Source organism: Desulfogranum aggregans, from assembly GCF_055398265.1.
Window position 1 is genome coordinate 10,001 of record NZ_AP042447.1, and the last position, 21,467, is coordinate 31,467.

The window sequence follows — 21,467 nt, forward strand, 5'->3', positions numbered from 1 at the left end:
CCACCGACCTCACGCTTATCAGGCGTGCGCTCTAACCAAGCTGAGCTATAGGCCCATGACCTTGATCTCTCAAAACCGAACAGTAATATCCAAGCAGGGTTGATCCCATACAGAGTAACCTCTGTATCTTTCCTTATAAAGGAGGTGATCCAGCCCCAGGTTCCCCTAGGGCTACCTTGTTACGACTTCACCCCAGTTACCAGCCATACCTTGGCAGCCTGCCTCTGAAAGTTAGCTCAACTGCTTCTGGTACAACCGACTCCCGTGGTGTGACGGGCGGTGTGTACAAGGCCCGGGAACGTATTCACCGTGGCATGCTGATCCACGATTACTAGCGATTCCGACTTCATGGAGTCGAGTTGCAGACTCCAATCCGGACTGAGACCGGCTTTTCGGGATTTGCGCCTTCTCGCGAAGTGGCTGCCCTTTGTACCGGCCATTGTAGTACGTGTGTAGCCCTGGTCATAAAGGCCATGAGGACTTGACGTCATCCCCACCTTCCTCCGGTTTGACACCGGCAGTCCCTTTAGAGTGCGCAGCCGAACTGCTAGCAACTAAAGGTAAGGGTTGCGCTCGTTGCGGGACTTAACCCAACATCTCACGACACGAGCTGACGACAGCCATGCAGCACCTGTCACCAAGTTCCTTCTAATGAAGGCACTTTTCTGTTTCCAGAAAATTCTCGGGATGTCAAGACCAGGTAAGGTTCTTCGCGTTGCATCGAATTAAACCACATACTCCACCGCTTGTGCGGGCCCCCGTCAATTTCTTTGAGTTTTAATCTTGCGACCGTACTCCCCAGGCGGTGAACTTAATGCGTTGGCTGCGGCACAGAAGGGATCAACACCTCCTACACCTAGTTCACATCGTTTACGGCGTGGACTACCAGGGTATCTAATCCTGTTTGCTCCCCACGCTTTCGCGCCTCAGCGTCAGTATTCAGCCAGAAAGTCGCCTTCGCCACCGGTATTCCTCCTGATATCTACGAATTTCACCTCTACACCAGGAATTCCACTTTCCCCTCTGATACTCAAGCTTGGCAGTTTCAAATGCACTTCCACGGTTAAGCCGTGGGCTTTCACATCTGACTTACCATGCCGCCTGCGCGCCCTTTACGCCCAGTAATTCCGAACAACGCTTGCACCCTCCGTATTACCGCGGCTGCTGGCACGGAGTTAGCCGGTGCTTCCTTTAAAGGTACCGTCAAACATAACAGGTATTAACTGCTACGCATTTCTTCCCTTTTGACAGAGCTTTACGACCCGAAAGCCTTCCTCACTCACGCGGCGTCGCTGCGTCAGGGTTTCCCCCATTGCGCAATATTCCTCACTGCTGCCTCCCGTAGGAGTCTGGCCCGTGTTTCAGTGCCAGTGTGACGGATCATCCTCTCAGACCCGCTAACCATCGATGCCTTGGTAGGCCATTACCCCACCAACTAGCTAATGGTACGCAGACCCCTCCTCATGCAGTAGCTTATATCAGAGGCCACCTTTGCTTATTACACTTATGAAAAACAAGCACATCCGGTATTAGTCCACCTTTCGGTGGGTTATCCCAGACATAAGGACAGGTTATCTACGCGTTACTCACCCGTGCGCCACTCTACTAGTCTTCCGAAGAAGACGTTCGCGTTCGACTTGCATGTGTTAAGCACGCCGCCAGCGTTCGTTCTGAGCCAGAATCAAACTCTCCAGTTTAATATCTTCTGCTCAATCACTAACGATTGGACTTACAAACTTCAAAAAAACCAAAATCAATTGGCCCGCTTGTTATTACTGTTCAGTTGTCAAAGATCAAAACCATGGCATCCATGGCCGACGCATATCCAGTTGATATACGGTATGTTCTGCGTGAACCCCTGGTGAAAGCCGGGGCTCGTTTTGCTTGTCGATGTTTCGTCAAGCAACGGAGCGGGAAACTACCTTACTTCCGCCTTGCAGTCAACCTTTTTTTCAGCTCGATGTGAAAAACAAGCTGTCAGAAAGGCGGCATCAACGACCTGGCGCTGATGCCTTTGCTGCTGTCCGGCAACTGTCTGCTGAGCAACGGAGCGGGAAACTACCTTACCTCTGCCTTGAAGTCAACTCTTTTTTTGCCGCTTGCTGTCAAGAAAGCAATTTGTAAAAACATGTTGAAATCATTGGATAAGTAATGCGGCATCCCTGCCGCTGTTTGCCACCTGCGCAAGCAACGGAGGGCGAAATTAACGGAACCGACTACAGAAGTCAATACCTTTTTTGTCCACTAGCAGAAGTTCCTCGGCTCATGGTTATGCTCTGTCACGCTCAAATGCGTTGTTGACTACCGATTGTGTTTGCCTTGTACAAAGGTTTTGTCGTAACATGCCGACAATGTCAAAATTATTTAATTCTATCGTTTTTTAGGGGTCTGGAATTTATAGTCATGTCATCTCTCACCCATTTGCTTCCAACTATTCCCAATGTTAATGACTGCCTGTTCTCTCTTGCCGAGGTCGAAGAAATCGCAGATGTTCCACGTGATCGGCTGAAAAAAATTGTTCGTGATTTTCTTGACCATATTCGAAGCGAGATCCTTGCAGGCAGGGACCCTGGGCCCCTCTCTCTTGACAAGTACGGTTTACTTCCACGATTGATAAACGCGGTTGTCTCCGGCCACCAATATCATTTTCGCAGGGTTATCAACGGTACCGGCGTCATCGTGCATACCAACCTGGGGCGCTCACTGTTGCCTGATGAGGCGATGCATGCCATCCACATTGCCGGCTCCAGGTACAGTAATCTGGAATTTGATCTGTTTACCGGAAAGCGAGGAAGTCGCTACAGCCACATCGAGTCTATTCTCTGCGAACTGACCGGCGCTGAAGCTGCCCTGGTGGTCAACAACAACGCAGCAGCTGTATTGATTGTATTGGATACCCTCGCCAAAGGCCGGGAGGCCATCGTCTCTCGAGGCCAACTTGTTGAAATCGGAGGTTCTTTTCGCATACCTGATGTTATGGCGCGAAGTGGGGCCAAACTGGTGGAGGTCGGTGCGACTAATCGGACCCATATTGCCGATTATGAGCAAGCGATCAATGAACAGACCGGCATGCTGCTGAAAGTGCACTGCAGTAATTACCGTATCATCGGTTTTACCAGCGAAGTATCCAATGAGGATTTGGTCCGACTTGGTCGGTCACATGGTATTCCGGTGGTCGAAGACCTTGGCTCCGGATCTTTTGTTGATTTGAGCCGTTTCGGTCTGGAAAAAGAACCAACCGTCCAGGAAGTCGTAGCGTCCGGAGTCGATGTGGTCACCTTTAGTGGTGATAAACTGCTTGGAGGTCCCCAGGCCGGGATTATTGTCGGTCGTAAAGAACATATTGAGCGTATCAAAAAAAATCCGCTGAACCGGGCACTGCGTATAGACAAGTTTACGCTTAGTGGCTTGGAATCAATTATGCGATACTATCTCGATCAGGATAGGGCTATTGCCAGTATTCCCACCCTTGCCATGATCTCCGCATCACCTGATGAGGTGAAGGAACGTGCCGAGCGCTGCTGCAGTGCTTTGCTCGCCCAAAAGTTACCGGGAGGGAGCGTGTCGGTTGTAAAGACTTTTTCCAAGGTCGGCGGCGGAGCAATGCCGGAACAGCGAATATCCAGCTGGGCTGTCGCTCTTCAGGCCACAGCTCTATCCATTAATAGCCTGGAAGGGAAGCTTCGTCAGCAGGTCCCGGCCATCGTCGGCCATGTCGAACAGGATGCTCTATTGCTTGATATGCGTACGATTGCAGATGATGAAATTGAGCTTGTGGCTGCCGGTATCGGTACAGCTCTTGCCGAATCCTCCAGGAGGTGAGCGTCCTATGTCCCTCCTTGCAATCCATGATCAGGAGCGGCTGACAGTTGCTGACTTTGTTCTTCTGCAGACTCCTTTTACCTCGGCCGTAAATGCGCTGCTTCCGGTGCCGGCGTCGGTTTCCTTTGGCGCATATCAGGCTGGCGCACTCTTGCCCTCGCTATCCGACAAGGGAGTGTTTCCCTCGCTTGACCTCACGATGGGTGAGCCGCCTTCGCAGGCGACTGTTTACCATGATACATTGGTCATTCCGCTGTCAATGGGCGAGGGGGAAGGGGTAGGGGTGGTGGCCACAGGTGTTGACCCGTCATTGCTGAAAAAGTTCTCCAACCACTGGCTCCGTGATTTTCAGGCACAGGTATTTCGGCAGCTGCTGTTGGTGCGCAAGGTGCACACGGATCCTGATTCAGGCATGTATAATCGACGGGCTCTCCATCTCGTCCCCTCTCTTTCTGGTATTGCGGAGGTATCCTTGCTTTTTCTTGCCGTAGGTTTTGCCAGTCGTTCCGCCGCAATGGGTGCGACTCGTCTCCAGCAGGTGACCGATCTTCTGCATGCCGTTATGCCCGGTCTGTTCTTTTCTCTCGGTCCGCAGCTTTTCGGGCTGCTGCTTTTTGACACCTCGGCAGCAAAAAGCCTCCAGGTCTGTCGCCTGTTGCAGAAGCATCTCAAACGCGATGGCGTGCGGAGAGTGCAGGTCGGCATTGCCTCCGGAGAGCAGAAGAACGAGGTGGTCGAGGGTGCCTGGCGCGGACTCGTGGAAGCAGAGAAAAGAGGACCATTCGGGGTGTGCGATACCCGTGCACTGGCTGATCAGCCGTTTACAGTTGCCGATGCAGCTGTCTTGAAGCAGTTGCGTCGAGAGTGGCGTGGGTGCCTGCGCTTTACACTGGTAATTTTTGCCTGGGGGGATTTTTCAGGTACAGCCCGTGAAATGGAGAGAGGGTTACAGCACCTGTTGGCGGATGTCTCGCCAGTACTCATCAGTGAACCCGGGCACACCTACGCCTTTTTTCCAGCGCTTGAGGAGGGGTACCCGGCACAGCTTGCAGACCTGCTCGGGCTGCTTGGGGATCGTCTGGTCAAGCAGGGGATTGAGGCTGTGGGTATTGCCGGGTGGCCGATGTTGGACTTTTCTAAAACACAAACCGCTTTCAACTGTCATAAGGCCCTGTTGCACTGCTCTTTTCTTGAGCCGGGGAGCGTCACCGTTTTCGATCATCTCTCGTTAAACATCAGCGGTGACTACTATTTTGATCGTGGTGACTACCACGCTGCCAGTCGGGATTATCGTGATGGGCTGCGTTTGCGGCCGGATGATATCAATCTGTTGAACAGCCTGGGGGTAACACTGGTGGAGTTCAACCGTTATGCTCGAGCTGTCGAGTGTTTTTCTGCAGTGTTGAAACAGGAACCTGCTGATTACATGGCGCTTGTCAATCTCGGCCTGGCCCAATTGGCTGGCGGCAAGAAAATAAAAGCAATTGAAGCGCTGGAGCAAGCGCGTCAGGTCATACCCGATCTCCAGGCCGGAGCCGAGCTCTTTCTTCCCTTGGGCCGGCTCTATACCGAGTATGGTCAGACAGCATTGGCCGTGGCGGTGCTCCAACAATGGGCCACCCTTCCCGGAAGCGACAGGGAATACCTGCTTCATCGGTTGCTGGGAAAGAACTATTTTGAACAGGCAGAATACAAGCAGGCGATCAGTGCCTGCCAGCGAGCCCTGCGCATTTATCCTCAGGATGCCGTAAGTCTCAGTTTATTGGGCCTGCTGTACGTGATCGAGGGACAGGGCGATGATATCGGCCTGCGTCTCTGTGCCCAAGCAGTTGAGCTTGATCCTGCCAACCCTGATAACCATTATCGGCAGGCCCTGGCGCTCTTTCAGGCAGGCAAAGTTGCGCAGGCCAGAGAGACTGCCGGCCACTGTTTGCGGCTGCAAAGAAAGCATGTGGATTGCGGTATGCTGGTTGCACGGATAGAGCTTCTGGAAGGCTACACTATCCGGGCGGGCGGACGTCTGAAACGGCTGCAACGGCGACCGGCACTTACCCACCGGCAACAACGGGAAATCGAACGGATGCTGGTATCCATTTCGACCGGCGGAGTTGAGGGGGGAGATCTATGAGAAAGCATAAGATTCGAAGGGAAAATCAGTACTGTCTGGACAACATGGAACGTGGGGATTCATGGAGAATGTTTCGCATCCTCTCGGAATTTGTAGAAGGTTTTGATACCCTTTCGGGACTGCAGCAGCCGGCAGTGACCATCTATGGGTCTGCCCGCACCACTGAAGCAGACCCTGAGTACCAGACTACGCGGGAACTCGCAGCTCGGTTGTCCCAACTTGGCTGCGCCATCATCACCGGTGGAGGACCAGGTATTATGGAGGCCGCAAATCGCGGGGCCATGGATGCCGATGGGCTTTCCATAGGATTGAACATAGATCTGCCTCACGAGCAGGTGGGAAACCCGTACGTTAATCTGCCCCTTGATTTCAGGTATTTTTTTGTACGCAAGGTCATGTTCATGAAGTATTCGATGGCCTTCATCTGTATGCCCGGAGGATTCGGGTCGCTTGATGAATTGTTTGAGTCACTTACCCTTATTCAGTCGAGAAAGATCAAGCGGTTTCCGATTATTCTTGTGGGTACCGCGTTCTGGGGAGGATTGGTGGACTGGCTGCACGATCAGGTCCTGGGCTCAGGAAAAATCGAAAATGATGATTTATTACTGTTTGAGCTTCTGGATAACGTGGATGATGTGATACGATATGTTCGAAAGACAGTAATAGGGTGATATTAACACATTCAATGCAGGGGGAAGGAGTGCTATATGGCTCAAATTGATGCCTTTTTTAAACTCATGCACGACGAAGGCGCCTCGGATTTACACGTAATGGCCGGCCAGCAGCCGGTACTACGTATTCGCGGCGATATGGAACGGGTCAAATTCAAAGTGCTGGACAATGAGACCCTGAAGCAGATGCTGTATGAAATCTGCCCTGAAGATAAAATAAAGATTTTTGAAGAAACCGGTGACATGGACTTCGGGTATGAAATACCCGGGCTTGCCCGTTATAGGTGTAACTTTTTTCAGCAGAAAAATGGTATAGGTGCGGTTTTTCGTGAAATTCCCAGTGAGATCATGACCTGTGAGCAGCTGGGGCTGCCCAAGGTTATTTCTAAATTGGCCAGCCTACCTAAAGGGCTGGTGCTGGTTACCGGACCAACCGGTTCGGGTAAATCCACTACTCTGGCGGCTATCCTCGATGAATGCAATAAGACGCGAAAGGATCATATCCTGACCATCGAAGACCCCATTGAATTTGTGCATAAATCGCAGCAATGCGTCATTAATCATCGTGAGGTGGGGACACATACCAAATCCTTTACCGCAGCGTTACGAGGAGCGTTGCGCGAAGACCCGGATATAATTCTGGTAGGGGAGCTTCGCGATCTGGAAACCATTACTCTGGCCATGGAGGCATCCATGACCGGACATCTGGTTTTCGGCACATTGCATACCATGAATGCCATGAAAACCGTTGACCGTGTGGTTGAGGTGTTCCCTGCCAATCAGCAGGGGCAGGTACGGTCAACGCTTGCCGATGCCCTGAAAGCGGTCGTCTCACAGACACTGTTTAAACGGGTGGATATTAAAGGGCGGGTTGCCGCACTGGAGGTCTTGGTGTGTACCCCGGCTGTCCGAAACCTGATACGGGAGGCCAAAACCTACCAGATCCCCTCCATTATGCAGACTGGAAAGAAGTTTGGCATGCAGACCCTGGACGATGCAATAATGGATCTTTTACAGAAAAAGCGAATCAGTGCGGAAGATGCCTATACCAACTGTTTCGAAAAACAGAAGTTTGTCAAGTACCTCCGGCGTGCACCGGTTGATTTCACGGAAGTGTGAAACTCTCGGCAGGCTTGGTCTGGTCCAGCCTGCCGTGCGATTGAATACACCCTGCCAGAAGCTTTTTTTGGGCCTGGGTCAAGTGAAGGAAACGTGCTCCCTTAGTGAGCAAGAGGGAGGACTGGTCTGATTCTTGCCGCGCAAGGGGGGAGGTGGCAATAATCTCCAGCGGGAGTTGTTCGATAACCGTCCCGCTGTTGCAATCAAAAATATCAACCCGAAGGGTCTGGTCAGCTGCCAGACAACAATTGGTATTGGAGAAACATATCCCATTCTGGCTGATATTGTGAATTCTGGAAAACTGGGGAGGCTCCCCTGGTATTCGTAATACAAAAGAGGGCGGAAGTTGGTACCTGGCGTGACGACGTTGCTCCGCTGATTTTGTATACAGGCCGAAAGAGGTCAGGCGTTGCCCGCATTGTGCGCACACCAGAGGGGACACCAAAGAGGTTCCCTCGATCCATGAGTTTTTCCCTCTGTTCACCATTTTTTTCCCACCGCAGCACGGACATCTTTTCCCCAGACATACCATTTTCTCTCCTCCAGTACTGATGGTCAGACGATGTGGAGGGTGAAAATATTGCATGCCGCATAAAATTTCAAGGTTTAATAGACCTTATGAATGGGTGCTTTCAGCAAAGACCAACGGGGAAACGTTGGGCAGCGGAAAAAATTCTACCGGCCAAAACGCAAGGGCTGATTGATTACTGATTGAGGAACACGGTTTGTCTGACTGCCGATGGGGTGCGGCTTGCCGGGACAGCCAGTGATTTTCCAGTAGCGGTCGTGGCTCTCAGGTTTTTGCCGTCGGTAGTGCAGGTGATGGTGCCATCTCGGGACGTGAGCAGAACCTGATAATTGTTTTTTTCCCAGGCGGCTAAAAGTTTTGGGTGGGGATGGGTGCCGGCTTTGCCATAGCCCGCCGAGACGACGATCAGCCGCGGATTACTTGCCCGCATAAACGCCTCACTGCTTGAGGTAATGGAGCCGTGATGCGAGGCAATCAATACGTCGGTTGTTAAATCCTGGTAGTGTTTGAGGAGTACATGTTCCATGGATGACGGAATATCGCCGGGCAAGAGAAACGTTCGTGCCTTATGTCGGAGCCGTATGACCAGGCTCCGTTCATTATCCACCCCACCCCTGCTTTGGTCCACAAGGCCGTTCATCCCCATGCATGAAAGGCTGAAATATCTATCCGCGGCAATGGTCTTTCCTGCTTGCAGAGGCTGTATGTCGACCCTATGACTTCTCGCCGTCGCCAACAGGGCCTGGTAGGAGCGATTTTCTCTTGCATCCTGCCCGTTGACGTAAAGCACTGAAGGGGAAAAACGCTTCAGTACAAAAGGAATGCCGTTGAAGTGGTCGGCATCGGGGTGGGAGACAATTATGCCGTCAAGGCGCCAGATTCTCTGTTTCCATAGAAACGGTGCAATTACACTCTTGCCGATGTTGAAACGCCTTGAGCTGCCGCCGCCTCCATCGACGAGAATGTTCTGCCCGTTGGGAAGTTGCAGCAGGGAGCTGTTTCCCTGGCCAATATCGAGAAAGTGAACCGTTGTAATTTTACTTTGTGCCGGCCTATGCAGTGAGGAAAAAGAGCCGGCGATGATGCAAAACAGGACCAGGGCTGCCATCATCGGAACTTTGCTGCGACCCTTAACGAGTAGTATGACCGCGAGGTAGTAAAGGAAGATCTCAATAGCGCTGGGGGTGATTGTCCACAGGGTGGAAGAGGGGATTTGCGCAGCCGCTGCCGCAGCCCGTTGGGCAAACCATAATCCCGGCTCACCGCTTTTCAGGAAAACGAGGGCAAGTTCGGGTGCAGCATCCATGAAGAGGATGGAAAGCAAACCGGCGGGGAGGGCCCAGAGACAGATCAGCGGTTCGAGCACCAGGTTCATCAACGGCCCGACTAAAGAGAGGCGGTTGAAATGAAACAGCATTAAGGGGGCGGTTGCAGCAGTGGCTGCGCAGGAAACAAAAAAGAGCGATGTTGTTGCGGAAAAAAGGGTGCGGTACCATGGACGGGAGCTAGTCAACGGCTTTTGACTCGGACGAAAAAGAGGAAGGACGGGGAGGATGACGACAATGGCGATGATTGCAGCGAAGGAAAGCTGAAAAGATGCGGTGGGTAAAGATAACGGCGAGAGGAGCAGCATGAAGAGCGCGGCTGCAGCGATGAGGTGCAGCAGGTCTTTACTGCGTCGAATCAGCAGGGCATAGAGACCTAATCCGGCCATCAGCGTTGCCCGCACGACCGGTGGGTTCGCTCCGGCAAGAAGGCAGTACGCCACAAGGATTGGCAGGGTCATGGTGATGGCAAGGGTGGGAACATGGGTGTGCAGAAGCAACCACTGAGACCGTTTGCCAATGAACATCAAGCAGAATGCCGTCATCCCGCCAAGAAGGCCGAGGTGGAGCCCGGAAATAGCCAGAAGGTGCATAGCGCCGGCGGCTTGGAAATGCTCGATCAGAGGTGGCGGGACATTGCCGCGATAGCCAATAAGCAGTGCTTGGAAGAGACCGGCGTTTTCAGGGGAAAGATGTGCATGAAGAAAGCCTGCGATTTTCTGGCGTCTCCGTTCGGGTTCGTAACGGAGACGCTGAAGGAGAGACGAAGCTGCTGCCTCGGACACCAATAGCTGATTTCTCCCATTGATCCAGCCGGAAAGTCGGATGTTTTTTGCTGCCTGAAACCCTTTGTAATCAAAGGCTCCGGGGGTCTGGTAATTCCTGATAGGGGCAATGGTGGCAATGACCATGATTTTTCTGCCCGGTTGGACAATGGCAGTAATATCATCATGTATTGCCAGTTGGATACGTCCCTGGACAGCATGAAAATGGGGAGGTCGGTGTCCCTCCGGAGTCGGGAGGAGGGCGGCTTCGGTTTCCAGGACGAACCGGCTTTTTTCACCGTCGTATCCCACCATGGTGGAGACCGTGCCGATCAGTGTCGTCTTTTGCTTGGTGGTGATACTCTTGGCGATGTGGTCCTCAGGCCATGGTCCCTGCCTGGCATTATGGGTAAAAGCCATGCCGAGAAAACAAAAAAACAGCAGGCAGGAAACGACGCCGAAAAAGGGGGGGACTTTTCGTGAAGCAGTCACCGCAAACAGTGCAACCGCGAGGGCGGCGCCGGCAAGGATTGCCGGAGGAGGCGAGGAAGCGACGAGGCAAAAAGAGAGGGTGGATCCGGTAATATAGGCTCCAGTGACCCAGGGCAGCAGGTGTGTGCGGATATGATTGGCAAGAGAAGCGAACAACACCCGGGACCCTAATTGAGTTGTGGTCCGTCAGGTGTAAGCAATGGCTGCAGGAGTTGGAGATGTTGATTCACCACACCCTGGTGCTTGTGTACCCATTGTTTGGCCATGGTGCCTTGTTGACGACGTCGGCTCGAAGACGAGAAAAGCCCCAACAGCACCTCGAAGAGCCTCTCACCGGATTCTATCTCAACCCCCCCGCCACTGTCGACCAGACCGCTGGCAATCTCTGAGAAATCTTCCATATGCTTCCCAAAGAGGACCGGAATGCCGCATATGGCCGCTTCGAGCGGATTATGCCCTCCCTGTTCGATCAGGCTGCCGCCGATAAAGGCTGCATCAGCAATTTGATAGAGGACGGCTAATTCCCCTATGGTATCAAGGATAAGCACTTCTGCAGGTGCTGCTGCCGTCAAGACCGATCTTTTTCGGCAGGCAAGGCCGCTGCTGCGAGCGATGTTCAGGACATCATCACTGCGATCGATGTCACGCGGTGCGACTATAAGCTGCAGCCCGGGTATCTGCTTTTTCAATCGTGCATGGACTGACAGGAGTATGCTCTCCTCACCGGCATGGGTTGAGCCGCATATCCATATCGGGGCGCCGGGCTGCAGCCCCAGTTGACGGTAGAGGCTTGCCGGCATTGAGCGGGCGGCAGTGGGAAGATGGGTGTCGAATTTCAGGTTGCCGAGGGTATGGACGCGTTCTGCCGGTACGCCCAATTGAATCATCTTATTGCGGTCATTTTCTGTCTGCATGCACAGGGCACTGAACTGGGAAAAGAGAGGGCGAAAAAACCAGCGCAACCGACGGTACCGGATGAATGATGTCCGGGATATCCTTCCGTTGACCAGCACAGAAGGGATACCGGCCCGGCGAAGAAAAAAGAGCCAGTTGGGCCAGAAATCGGTTTCCGTCAGGATAAACAGGTCTGGCTGGAGGGTGTGGATGAAAGACCGTATACTGAAAAAGAGATCAAGGGGCGCCGCAATCACAGCGTCGACGTACGGCTGGACACGTTCTTTGGCAAGCCGCTCTCCTGAACTGGTAGTGGTGGAGAAGATGATGACAGCCGTGGGATAGGTCTTGCGAATGCCTTTGACAAGCGCCAATGAGGAAGTCGTCTCCCCCACGGAAAGGGCGTGGAGCCAAATGGTGGGAGAATGCGTTTTTCCTGGGGCAAGAGGAACGGCGCCCAGGCCCTTTCCCAATCGTGCACCAATACGCGAGCGGTATTTTTTTTTGCCTGCTACGAGCAACACCAGCAGGGGGAAGAACAAAAGGATGGCAAGGATGCTGAGCAGGTTATAGAGCAATATGGTGCTATAATATATCAAGAAATTTTCCTACCTGGGGAGCTTGCTGCGGTGTGAAAATCGATACCGACAGTTTAAGTTATTGGGCAGCGGCCCTGGTGATGTCGGCCAAGGTGTTTTCCAGGCGGCCGATAAGCTGTTCGCAGTCACGGATTGCGTGGCGTTGCTTAAGGTAGTGCGCACTGTTGTAGGTTATCCATACCTTGCCGTTTTCATCCTCCCAGATGAGCGCCTTTTGGGGCAGGTCCAGAGCCACACTCTGTTGGCACCTGATTAATGGTGCTCCTATCTTTGGATTACCAAAAATAAGCAGTTCTGTTTGTCGTAAATCCACACCAACAAGCGCCCCCCCCTCGGTGTGCTTGATGCGATTGAAGATGGTTATTCCTTTTTTCTGCAGGAGAATTTCCAGACGGTCGGCCGTTGCCCGTACCGAATGAGCGCTCTCCACATCAACGGTTCCACTTGCTGCTTGCAAGGGGCCAGCAAGAAAAAAGACAAGCAGCAGGGCAAGGTAAAGGTATTTCATGGTTGCTCCTTTTCTCAACATTCCGGGTGAGGAGAGGTCTTCAGCGCGATTCGTTGCACCATACGAATTTTGAGCAAAGACGACACAGCGGGTATCCTTCATCTTTATCCGGGAGAATACTAATCATTTCTTTATGGATTGATTCATCTGCCAGGGACTGACTCTCCCTGGGCCGGGGCAGCGATGAGGCAACGTGCCCGGCCTAGTTTTTATTCAACAGGGAGAGCTTCAACAGAGCCAATCGAACACCGTACCAGAGGATTGCCGCAACTTCCCGCAAGTGATAGAATATCCATTTTCCCGTTGCCGTGTCGCCGCGGCCTTCGGATGCGACACCTCTGGCCTGACGGCCGAGCGCTCGAAAAACAAAAACACTGCGCAGGATATGGTAGGAATCACTGACGACAAGCGCATCTTTCCAGTGGTGTTGTTTCATTATAGCAACACAGTGGCGGGCATTGTCAAAAGTGGAAGAAGAACTGTCCTCGAGGATGATCGCGTCAGGCGGCACCCCCATGTTCACCGCTAGTCTTTGCATGACCACCGCTTCCGCGGGCGGATGCTTTCCACGTCCACCACTCATAATTATATGTCCAGCCACGCCGTGCTTGTAGAGTTCCACGGCCTTGGTTACCCGTCGCGCTAGCGGGGGGCTTGGCTGTTCATTCGGCCATACCGCCGCTCCCAGGACGATGATCACATCGGTCTGCATGATGCTTCTCGAAGTATGATAGCCAAATCCCCCCTTGATGTGTCAAGCAAATCCTGTTCCGTAGCAGTAGGATACCCCATGAAAAAAAGGCGACCCTCATCCTGGTGGGAGAGTCCGGTTTGCTTAATATGACCCTTTTCGGCGGCTGGTCGGCAGTGGTGGTGGCCGGTGGCATGAAGGGAAACAGGCCCTGCAGCTCCCGCGTTAACAAAGAAGAGAGCAGCCGCCGGGAGGGTTGTGGTCCATCGTGTGGCAAAGGACATCGCGAGGGAGGTTTCCTGAAGGACAGAGCAGAAAATGAAGTACTCAATTTTGCTGCAGAGTGCGGTTTCGGGGGCGGCAGCGGAAAATGCGGCAGTTCATTGGTTCCTAGTTCACCAGTATCACAGTTTTTTTTATCTTTCTGCACTATAGCGGACCAAAGATGGTGCGTCAACGTCGTCGCAAGGGGCCGGCTGCCTATGATGTTGTCGATATATCGGGCAAGGTCCATTGCCCATGCCTGACACAGGGATACCATCGGAAATTGTGCCCTTGCCCCGTCGAAAGATGTGCTATAGTGAGTGTAAAAATACAAAGGGACACAACCGCTCACCCCACCATAGTAACGGTATATTTTATGAACAGTCAGCTGGCAGCGACCGGAATAGAGACAGAGGCAGCCGGGAAAGACTTTTCCTCAGCGTACACGGTCTATTCGCGTATTGCAGACAACATGCAGCAAGTGGTGAAAGGAAAGGAGGCAACCATCCGGATACTTCTGGCAGCGTTTTTCAGCGGCGGCCATGTGTTGCTCGAGGATGTTCCTGGAACCGGAAAAACAACCATCGCCAAAACGCTCGCCCGGTCGGTGGATACCGCATTTGGTCGAGTGCAATTTACTCCGGATATGCTGCCGTCAGATATTCTCGGCGTCTCAATTTACCGACAGCACAGCGGGCTGTTTGAATACATCAAGGGGCCGATTTTTGCCAATATTTTGCTTGCAGATGAAATTAATCGTGCCAGTCCGCGTACGCAATCGGCACTATTGGAGGCTATGGAGGAGGAGCAGGTGACGATGGAAGGAAGAAAGTATGATCTTCCTGAGCTGTTTTTCGTGATAGCGACGCAGAACCCAGTGGAGTCCCATGGGACCTATCCTCTGCCCGAATCACAACTTGACCGATTCATGGTGGAATTGTCTCCTGGATATCTTGACCGGGATACGGAAAGAGAAGTACTCGCAGATCAACTTACCAGCCATCCACTTACAGCTATTGAACCGGTAACTTCGCAGGAAGAGGTGAGGAATGCTGGACGTGCAATGCGGCATATTCGTCTGTCAACAGAGATGCAGTACTATATCGTTGATATTGTGGGTGCAACCCGCCAGGCTGAAGGCGTACTCCTGGGTGCCAGCGTCAGGGCCTCCCTGGCCTTGTTGCGAATGTCTCAGGCTCTTGCCCTTTTTCGTCAAAGGGAGTTTGTGACGCCCGACGACATCATTGAAGCCGCACCCTTTGTTCTTGGCCATCGTCTGGAGTTGAGTTCCCAGGCGCGTTATTCGGGGCTTACTTCCCGTGGAGTGGTGCATACTTTGCTTGAGCAGGTCCCTACACCGCGATGAGGTATCTACGCTATCGGCTCTATTGTTGGTCGTCCGGGGTGCGGCGCCGTGTAATGACATGGGTGACTCCCTTTGGCCGACACTTTCTCCTGTTTGCCCTGCTGATGAGCCTGTTTGGGCTCAATACACGGCAGACCATGATGTATCAGTTGGCGTCCATCGCCGTAGTTGCCGCGCTGATCGCTATACCTTTTGCCCTATTTTTCTCCACTTCTCTTCGGCTGCGACGTTTTTTTCCGCAAACCTGTGCGGTGGGCGAAGGCTTTGCTTACTCCGTAGAGGTTTACAATCCCGGGCCACGAAAGGTTCAAGGGGTGTTTTACCGGGAGCAAGTCTCCCCCGAGCTGCCAAGTTTTCAGCGATTTACTCATTTTTCCGACAGCCCTGGGGGGCGTCACCATTTCATCGATCGCCTTTTCGGCTATCGTCGCTGGCTTCATCTTGTTCAGCTCACTATCGGTTTTACTGATGAACCTTTTCCTTTACCGTCACTGCCTGCAGGCGGAAGCAGACAGGTTGAGACCCGGATCATGCCGCTGCGCCGAGGGTATATTCTTTTGCCCGGCTATGTGTTGTTTTCGGTAGATCCTTTGGGGATATTCAAAAAAGAAATATATTTTCGTGAACCCGAGAGGGTACTGGTTCTGCCAAAACGCTACCCCGTGATTGCTGCTGCTTTGCCTGGTTCGAGGAAGTACCATCAAGGAGGAGCGGGGGCTACCGCCGGCAGCGGGGATACAGGAGAGTTTGTGGGCCTGCGGGAATACCGGCCCGGTGATGCGGTCAGGCAAATTGACTGGAAAGCCACCGCCAGAACCCGGTCAACTATTGTACGTCAGTTGGAAGAGGAATACTTTCCGCGGATTGCCCTGGTCATCGACACCTTTTGCAATGAAGGGGCTGAACAGCTCTTTGAGGACGTTCTATCGATTGGGGCATCAATTATGAGCGAACAGGATCTCTCCCACCACCTGGTTGATCTGTACCTGGCCGCGGAAGCGGGCGTAGCACATTTAGCTGCGGGCAGGGGGCTGCCAGAGCGTTACCCTATGGTTGAGGCTCTCGCCTGCGCTGCACCGTGTACAAATGGAAGTTTTCAGCGCATGAGCGACGCAGTATTGGAACATGCCGATCTGCTCAGTGGTGCGATCGTCGTCTTGCTGGATATTGACGAGTGTCGAACCCGACTGGTAGCTCAACTGGAGCTGGCAAAAGTGGAGTGTCGGGTAATCGTCGTTACCAAAGACGAGCAGCAGACATTGAAAAGACTGGCGGCATCTTCCCTGACAGAGGCAAAATGTTTTCCTGTGGATACCCCCACAAAGCAGGTCGATCTGCGATGAAAACCCCTCCTTTTCTGCTGGCAGCATCGGTTCTTTTGTGGGGCGTGGAAGCCGGTCATCCGGTCATGGGATTGCTCGCTTTCCTGATAATATCCTGGGGACAGGTTCAAGGAGGCAGGTGGCAGCTCGAAACCGAGGATTTTGTCCGTGTGTCCGACCTCACATCCATACTTTTTCTGGCAGCAGCTGCTCTTATTCTGCTTCATGTTGATAAGCTGTTTTTTCTCAAGACGTTGATCGTCTGGCAACCATTGGTGTTGCTGCCGCTTGTACTCGCCCAGGTGCTCACCGGGGAAGAGAAAATAGTTATCGGCACCAGGATCGGTTTGCGGCGGAAGCGGATCTATGCTCATGAGCCGCTGGATTTCCGGCCCTATTATCTCGGGGTCTGCCTGGTCGCAACAGCCATGGCCAACAGTCGATCCCTCCTGTTTTTCCCCGGTGCCGCCGGTATTCTGCTCTGGTTAGCGGCCGCGAACAGAGGGCGCAGGTTTCCCTGGTGGGTATTTGTCGCCACCTGTCTGGTTGCCGTGGCTGGAGGGTACTGGGGTGCGAGAACCGCTGAACAGATGCATGGTATGCTGCGGGATCGAACCCGTCAGTTTTTTCGTTCATATTATTCCGGAAAATTTGCCGATCCTTTCCTGTCGCATCTCTCCTACGGAAAAATCGGTCAGCTTAAACTTTCGTCATCCATTGTTCTGCGTGTTGACGGTACACTGCCCGCACCTTCCCTGCTGCGGCAGAACAGCTATGAAACTTATCGGCGCAATACCTGGCACAGCAATAAAAAATTTGATTACCTGGTTGTCCGCGACTTGGGGTGGGATCTGCTCCCTCAGCCGCATCATCCGGGCGGAGAGGTGTCCATCGAGTACTATCTGCCAAAGGAGAAAGGGGTGCTGCCGCAGCCCTATGGGAGCTATCGGGTTGATGGGAAGACCCTGTACGAGCTGGCTCGAAAAAGCGATGGCGTTATCCGGATTATTGATGGGGCACCCCTTGTCAGCTACGATATTCGCTTCAACCGGGCAATGCATCCGTCGGTGGATCCACCAACCTACAGACACCTTGCCGTCCAGGCAGAAGATCGAAAGTACCTCGAACCCATCGTCCAACAATTACAACTGGGTGGACTTGCTGCAGCAGACAAGATCGAGCGGGTGCGGCGGTTTTTTGCAGAGGGCTTTTCCTACTCAACCCGACTACAAACCGACGAGCCGGGAGATTCGGCCTTGGAACTCTTTCTCTCCCGGGAACGCCGTGGTTATTGCGAGATATTTGCCACAGCCACCGCTCTTCTGTTGCGGCAGACAGGCGTTCCCACCAGGTATGTTACAGGGTTTCATGTTGCCGAGCGAAGTGTCCTGGAAGATAAATTTGTAGTCAGGGATCGCCACAGCCACGCATGGGCTGAGGCCTTTGTAGGGGGGCAATGGATTGTCGTGGACACCACTCCGGCCGACTGGTTGCACCGCGAGGAGGTGAACCGGTCGCGCCTGCAAACGGTGAAGGATTTTTTTTCGTATCTGCGGCTTCAATATGAGCACTTCCGTATAGGGACTGAGCAGAATTATAAAGTACTTTTGACTGCCGTGGTTGTGGTGCTGGCGGTCATTCTCCTTGTAAGGATTTATAGAAGGGTGAATGCACGGAGCCGCGCAAGGGAACCGGGCGCACGGAAAACGGCCCAGCCGGTGATTGATTCTCCTTTTTATCGGATTGTAGAGCGGCTTTCCGGATATGGTATGCCCCCTCAGCGTGGTGAACCGTTTGTGGGGTGGATGACAAGGGTCGCCAGACAGCAACAGTTGGATACGGAAAAACTGTTTGCAATGTTTGCCTTGCATCAGCGATTGCGGTTTGATCCCCAGGCAATAGACACTGCCGAGCAGCACCGGCTAGAAGTGATGGTTGAGCAATGGCTGGCCCGGCAGGATGCCGGGGATATTGAGCGTGGCACCCTATCCGCTCAGGACTGAGGGAAACATTGGAAGTCGAACAAGGCGAAGCTGACCGACGAGAACAATTTGGGCGCCCCATGGAGCTGTTGCGCACAGCCCTTGCTGGTTGATTCAGCTCAGGAAGAGTGAGCCGTCTCCTCGTAGATGAAAAGCGTTTGCACTTTCTCCCAAAAATTACCGCCCAAGACAAAAAGGCTGATGATCAGGAGGAGGTCTCCACCTAGGGCGTAAGGGATAGGGTGGTTGATAAAACCGGGAATAAAGGGTGCGATGTAGATCGATAGCCAGCCAAACAGGAGAGGTATGGAGAAAAGAACCAGGCCAATGTAATAACGCGTTCGACTAACATGTGCGGGGGAAACATGTTGCCTGAAGAAGGTTAAAAAACGTTGCCTACAGTAGTGATACCCGGGTTTCCCCATGATAGCGACCGCCAGGATTCCCAACACCTCCCCGCCAACGAGCATGACTCCCGAGAGCATTGACGTCGCGGCAGTCGACAGCTTGAGTGCCGTGACCAGCGGTATGCCAACCACCGGTAAACAGATACTGAAGAGAAAGGAGAGTGAACCGCACAGCAAACGCCATCTGGGAACAAGGTATCTTTTCTCACTGTTGGTTGAGCGGTTTATCCTGTTTTTACCTGTTTGAGGTGGAGGGAGCTTCATCTGTCAGTGTAATTTGCTCATCAACCGACTCAACAGCACCCCTGCAATGGCACCGATGATGGGGCCGATAACCAGCACATATTGAAACCCTTTGTCGCTATAGAAAACAAGCCATAGCCACAGTAAGAGGTGGGCGGCAAGAAACCCGCCGCTGAAAAAGGTGAGGGCACGATACGATCGTGGAGTGAGGAGTGCTGCCAGGGCGCCGAAAAAGCCGTAGACAACCCATCCTTCAGCCATTGCCGCTACGTTTTGCCCTCCCAGATTCAGTCCCCTGGTGATAGCGACCCCGTACACACCGCCGATGCACATGCCCACCACAGCCCGTTTAAAGGAAAAGCTCCTGATTCCGATCCATTGAATGCGTCGCAGTATCCCCGGGCTCGCGGTTTCTGTAGCTCCGCTATCATGAAGGAGCGACGTGGTGAGAGCCTGTAAACCGGCACTGTAGTCGAATGAGCAGTCGGCAACCTGAGAGTCAGCAATGAGCAGAGGAATTTCCGTTGGCTTGGCCAGGAGCGGATACACTTTTTTGTGGTGGTTTTGGGCAAAGAGTATTTCTTTGCGCACAAAGGCAGAATCTGCAGAAGCGGGAGTAAGGACAACAATAATCCCTTCTGATGCGCGCAGGGCTTGCTCAAGCACTTCATCCCAAACCGCGCCCGTGCTGATGTCACGGGTGTCAAGCCATACGTTTATCCCGGCTGCCCGCAGGTCGTCAGCTAGCCGCAAAGTAAAGTCGGCATCATAATGGCTGTAGCTGATGAAATAGGTGGATGTGTTCTGGTTGTTGTTGGTCATTGCAATATGGAGCGCTCCCAGTAGCCGCCAGCGGCCAGGTGGTCGATAACCTGCAGTCCGCTTGTTGCCAGTTGCCTCACCTGTTCCCGGGAACGTTCGAATTCGTAGACGTATGCAACGCATTGAGTCAACGGGAGGATTTCCTTCTGGCGCAGCACTGCGGGCAGCGAACTGGCCCCCTCATGGAGTAGGCGTTGCAATCCCTCGGAAGTGGCCTGGTCAGGTCGAGTTTCCAGGTTGCGGTGGGTAATGGCAAATAAAATAATACGGTACCGTCCCGGCTTTGATTGAAAAAGGGTAGTGAAATAATCAGCAATACTCATGGGCTCATTCTCCTCAAGTATGGCTGCCCAGCGGTCGGGTTCGGGAATGGGCTTTCCATGGCTATCGATGGCCTCCATCTGTGTCACAAGTGCAAACCCATCGTCGTGAATGGCATATGCAGACCAGGAATACATTTTTGCCCGTCGCATGGAATTTTTCAGACGGTCAAAAACTGATCCCAAGGTTTCGGCTTCAGTGCCTGTAAACAGGACGGAATGTGGGAGCAGGTACCTTGAGGTCCAGTTGGGAATCGGACGAGGCAACTGGCGAATATCGAGCAGGGGTGAGCTTTTTTTATCCGCAGCGGCTTCGGATTTCGCAACGGCTTCTGTTTCGACCTCCTGGATGGGTTCTGGAGTGGGTTGAGGAGCAGCTTCCACTGCTTTTTTTTGGTAGGAATAGGTCGTAGCCGGGCTTTCTTTTTTGAGGGCGCGACGAGCGGCCAGATAGCGGAGCTGCTGTGCCCCAAATTTACCTTCAGCAACGGAACGATAGATGGCACCGTCTGCCAGGGTAAACACATGGTCACTTCCTCTTTGCTGAAGAAAGAGGGTGCCTGTTTTGTCGTCCCACATTCGATAATACCCTGGTTCGAGTCGCGTCCCCAGGGCCCGTTCAAGGCGCAGCAATTCCTGCCTCGGCAACTCCCGGCCATTGCACAGGATACCGGTATCTCCTGCCGAAGCATTCCGTTCCAGCCTGCCCTGGGATACATCAGAAACAACCTTCCAGGCTCCACCCCTGCCGACAACGCCAAGCAGACCAGCCGTGGAATCGTACCAGTACTCATGCTGAGGCAGCAGGGGCGCAGTCATCCTGAGAATATGATTCGGTTGGGTAAGGATGCCATTGATACGAATGGCATTTTTTTGGGGGTTCGCAGAGGAAGCAGCCTGCAGGGGAGCGGGGGGCGATGAAAGAACGAGGAGAAGACAGACAATCAGGACGTAGAGAATTGGCTTATGTTTGATGCTGTACATGGGTTCCTCCAGCCGATGTATCCGTGCGGCCTCTAAGTGATATCGACACTTCACAGTGACCCTGCCACAGGGCAGATGGTGCCTGTTTTTTGTGCTTCCGTTCCTGCACAGTAGTTTTGCCGGCCGTACGGAAAATTTTTCCGCTCCTTTTTTCAACACTTTATGCTCATGTTCTGAGCTTCGCAATAGCCGGGAATCATACTTTTACCACTTTT

At 53.0% G+C, this 21,467-nt stretch carries 15 protein-coding genes, 1 tRNA gene and 1 rRNA gene (1 of these 17 cut by a window edge); 7 read left to right on the top strand and 10 right to left on the bottom strand.

Annotated features, from left to right (window positions below):
- Together ACZ52Z_RS00045 and ACZ52Z_RS00050 are read right to left on the bottom strand one after the other, a co-directional pair.
- Positions 1-55, bottom strand: a tRNA-Ile gene (locus tag ACZ52Z_RS00045); it reaches 23 nt to the left of the window's first position.
- Between the two features lie 82 nt (positions 56-137).
- Positions 138-1,697, bottom strand: a 16S ribosomal RNA gene (locus ACZ52Z_RS00050).
- 706 nt (positions 1,698-2,403) lie between these two features.
- Between ACZ52Z_RS00050 and selA the strand changes: the two genes are divergently transcribed.
- From selA to ACZ52Z_RS00070, 4 genes are read left to right on the top strand one after another with little or no spacing between them, the layout of a single operon-like run.
- The gene (selA, locus tag ACZ52Z_RS00055; RefSeq protein WP_464268727.1) at positions 2,404-3,822 is read left to right on the top strand and encodes an L-seryl-tRNA(Sec) selenium transferase; all 1,419 of its coding nucleotides are present in this window, start codon (positions 2,404-2,406) and stop codon (positions 3,820-3,822) included.
- A gap of 7 nt (positions 3,823-3,829) precedes the next feature.
- Positions 3,830-5,950 carry a tetratricopeptide repeat protein gene (locus ACZ52Z_RS00060; protein ID WP_464268728.1) on the top strand — a complete coding sequence of 707 codons (2,121 nt, stop codon included), beginning with the start codon at positions 3,830-3,832 and terminating at the stop codon, positions 5,948-5,950.
- Positions 5,947-6,621, top strand: a complete 675-nt coding sequence (locus ACZ52Z_RS00065) for an LOG family protein (protein WP_464268729.1) — start codon at positions 5,947-5,949, stop codon at positions 6,619-6,621. The genes ACZ52Z_RS00060 and ACZ52Z_RS00065 overlap by 4 nt, the downstream gene beginning before the upstream one ends.
- A gap of 36 nt (positions 6,622-6,657) precedes the next feature.
- Positions 6,658-7,740 (top strand): type IV pilus twitching motility protein PilT, encoded by a 1,083-nt coding sequence (locus tag ACZ52Z_RS00070; protein ID WP_464268730.1) that lies wholly within the window; start codon positions 6,658-6,660, stop codon positions 7,738-7,740.
- Here the strand turns inward: ACZ52Z_RS00070 and ACZ52Z_RS00075 are convergent.
- The 5 genes from ACZ52Z_RS00075 to ACZ52Z_RS00095 form a co-directional block, all read right to left on the bottom strand.
- A complete protein-coding gene (locus ACZ52Z_RS00075; RefSeq protein WP_464268731.1) occupies positions 7,727-8,227 on the bottom strand; it encodes a PilZ domain-containing protein in 501 nt (166 codons plus the stop codon). The two genes, ACZ52Z_RS00070 and ACZ52Z_RS00075, sit on opposite strands and share 14 nt — an antisense overlap.
- Before the next feature lie 217 nt (positions 8,228-8,444).
- Entirely contained in the window at positions 8,445-11,009 is a 2,565-nt protein-coding gene (locus ACZ52Z_RS00080; protein ID WP_464268732.1) for a DNA internalization-related competence protein ComEC/Rec2, read from the bottom strand.
- Positions 11,010-11,017: 8 nt separating this feature from the next.
- Positions 11,018-12,343: a 3-deoxy-D-manno-octulosonic acid transferase gene (locus tag ACZ52Z_RS00085; RefSeq protein ID WP_464268733.1), complete on the bottom strand. Its 1,326-nt coding sequence runs from the start codon at positions 12,341-12,343 to the stop codon at positions 11,018-11,020.
- 58 nt (positions 12,344-12,401) lie between these two features.
- A complete protein-coding gene (locus ACZ52Z_RS00090; protein WP_464268734.1) occupies positions 12,402-12,851 on the bottom strand; it encodes a DUF302 domain-containing protein in 450 nt (149 codons plus the stop codon).
- 202 nt (positions 12,852-13,053) lie between these two features.
- Positions 13,054-13,563, bottom strand: a complete 510-nt coding sequence (locus ACZ52Z_RS00095) for a YdcF family protein (RefSeq protein WP_464268735.1) — start codon at positions 13,561-13,563, stop codon at positions 13,054-13,056.
- Positions 13,564-14,182: 619 nt separating this feature from the next.
- Between ACZ52Z_RS00095 and ACZ52Z_RS00100 the strand changes: the two genes are divergently transcribed.
- Genes ACZ52Z_RS00100 through ACZ52Z_RS00110 form a run of 3 tightly spaced genes read left to right on the top strand, consistent with a single transcriptional unit; the run spans position 14,183 to position 18,497 of the window.
- Positions 14,183-15,172 carry an AAA family ATPase gene (locus ACZ52Z_RS00100; RefSeq protein ID WP_464268736.1) on the top strand — a complete coding sequence of 330 codons (990 nt, stop codon included), beginning with the start codon at positions 14,183-14,185 and terminating at the stop codon, positions 15,170-15,172.
- Between the two features lie 53 nt (positions 15,173-15,225).
- A complete protein-coding gene (locus ACZ52Z_RS00105) occupies positions 15,226-16,515 on the top strand; it encodes a DUF58 domain-containing protein (RefSeq protein WP_464268737.1) in 1,290 nt (429 codons plus the stop codon).
- The gene (locus ACZ52Z_RS00110; RefSeq protein ID WP_464268738.1) at positions 16,512-18,497 is read left to right on the top strand and encodes a transglutaminase-like domain-containing protein; all 1,986 of its coding nucleotides are present in this window, start codon (positions 16,512-16,514) and stop codon (positions 18,495-18,497) included. Before ACZ52Z_RS00105 ends, ACZ52Z_RS00110 begins: the two co-directional genes overlap by 4 nt.
- A gap of 98 nt (positions 18,498-18,595) precedes the next feature.
- Here ACZ52Z_RS00110 and ACZ52Z_RS00115 read toward each other — a convergent pair whose 3' ends face one another.
- Genes ACZ52Z_RS00115 through ACZ52Z_RS00125 form a run of 3 tightly spaced genes read right to left on the bottom strand, consistent with a single transcriptional unit; the run spans position 18,596 to position 21,252 of the window.
- Positions 18,596-19,147, bottom strand: a complete 552-nt coding sequence (locus tag ACZ52Z_RS00115) for a hypothetical protein (RefSeq protein WP_464268739.1) — start codon at positions 19,145-19,147, stop codon at positions 18,596-18,598.
- A gap of 3 nt (positions 19,148-19,150) precedes the next feature.
- Positions 19,151-19,948, bottom strand: a complete 798-nt coding sequence (locus ACZ52Z_RS00120; RefSeq protein WP_464268740.1) for a toll/interleukin-1 receptor domain-containing protein — start codon at positions 19,946-19,948, stop codon at positions 19,151-19,153.
- Positions 19,945-21,252 (bottom strand): hypothetical protein, encoded by a 1,308-nt coding sequence (locus ACZ52Z_RS00125; RefSeq protein WP_464268741.1) that lies wholly within the window; start codon positions 21,250-21,252, stop codon positions 19,945-19,947. The genes ACZ52Z_RS00120 and ACZ52Z_RS00125 overlap by 4 nt, the downstream gene beginning before the upstream one ends.
- Between the last annotated feature and the right edge of the window lie 215 nt (positions 21,253-21,467).

Excerpts from the sequence above, each read along its gene's own strand:
- ACZ52Z_RS00100 (WP_464268736.1), top strand. The coding sequence starts at position 14,183 with ATGAACAGTCAGCTGGCAGCGACCGGAATAGAGACAGAGGCAGCCGGG.
- ACZ52Z_RS00095 (WP_464268735.1), bottom strand. The coding sequence starts at position 13,563 with ATGCAGACCGATGTGATCATCGTCCTGGGAGCGGCGGTATGGCCGAAT.
- selA (WP_464268727.1), top strand. The coding sequence starts at position 2,404 with ATGTCATCTCTCACCCATTTGCTTCCAACTATTCCCAATGTTAATGAC.
- ACZ52Z_RS00070 (WP_464268730.1), top strand. The coding sequence starts at position 6,658 with ATGGCTCAAATTGATGCCTTTTTTAAACTCATGCACGACGAAGGCGCC.
- ACZ52Z_RS00125 (WP_464268741.1), bottom strand. The coding sequence starts at position 21,252 with ATGTACAGCATCAAACATAAGCCAATTCTCTACGTCCTGATTGTCTGT.
- ACZ52Z_RS00110 (WP_464268738.1), top strand. The coding sequence starts at position 16,512 with ATGAAAACCCCTCCTTTTCTGCTGGCAGCATCGGTTCTTTTGTGGGGC.
- ACZ52Z_RS00115 (WP_464268739.1), bottom strand. The coding sequence starts at position 19,147 with ATGAAGCTCCCTCCACCTCAAACAGGTAAAAACAGGATAAACCGCTCA.
- ACZ52Z_RS00065 (WP_464268729.1), top strand. The coding sequence starts at position 5,947 with ATGAGAAAGCATAAGATTCGAAGGGAAAATCAGTACTGTCTGGACAAC.
- ACZ52Z_RS00060 (WP_464268728.1), top strand. The coding sequence starts at position 3,830 with ATGTCCCTCCTTGCAATCCATGATCAGGAGCGGCTGACAGTTGCTGAC.
- ACZ52Z_RS00105 (WP_464268737.1), top strand. The coding sequence starts at position 15,226 with ATGACATGGGTGACTCCCTTTGGCCGACACTTTCTCCTGTTTGCCCTG.
- ACZ52Z_RS00075 (WP_464268731.1), bottom strand. The coding sequence starts at position 8,227 with ATGGTGAACAGAGGGAAAAACTCATGGATCGAGGGAACCTCTTTGGTG.
- ACZ52Z_RS00120 (WP_464268740.1), bottom strand. The coding sequence starts at position 19,948 with ATGACCAACAACAACCAGAACACATCCACCTATTTCATCAGCTACAGC.
- ACZ52Z_RS00090 (WP_464268734.1), bottom strand. The coding sequence starts at position 12,851 with ATGAAATACCTTTACCTTGCCCTGCTGCTTGTCTTTTTTCTTGCTGGC.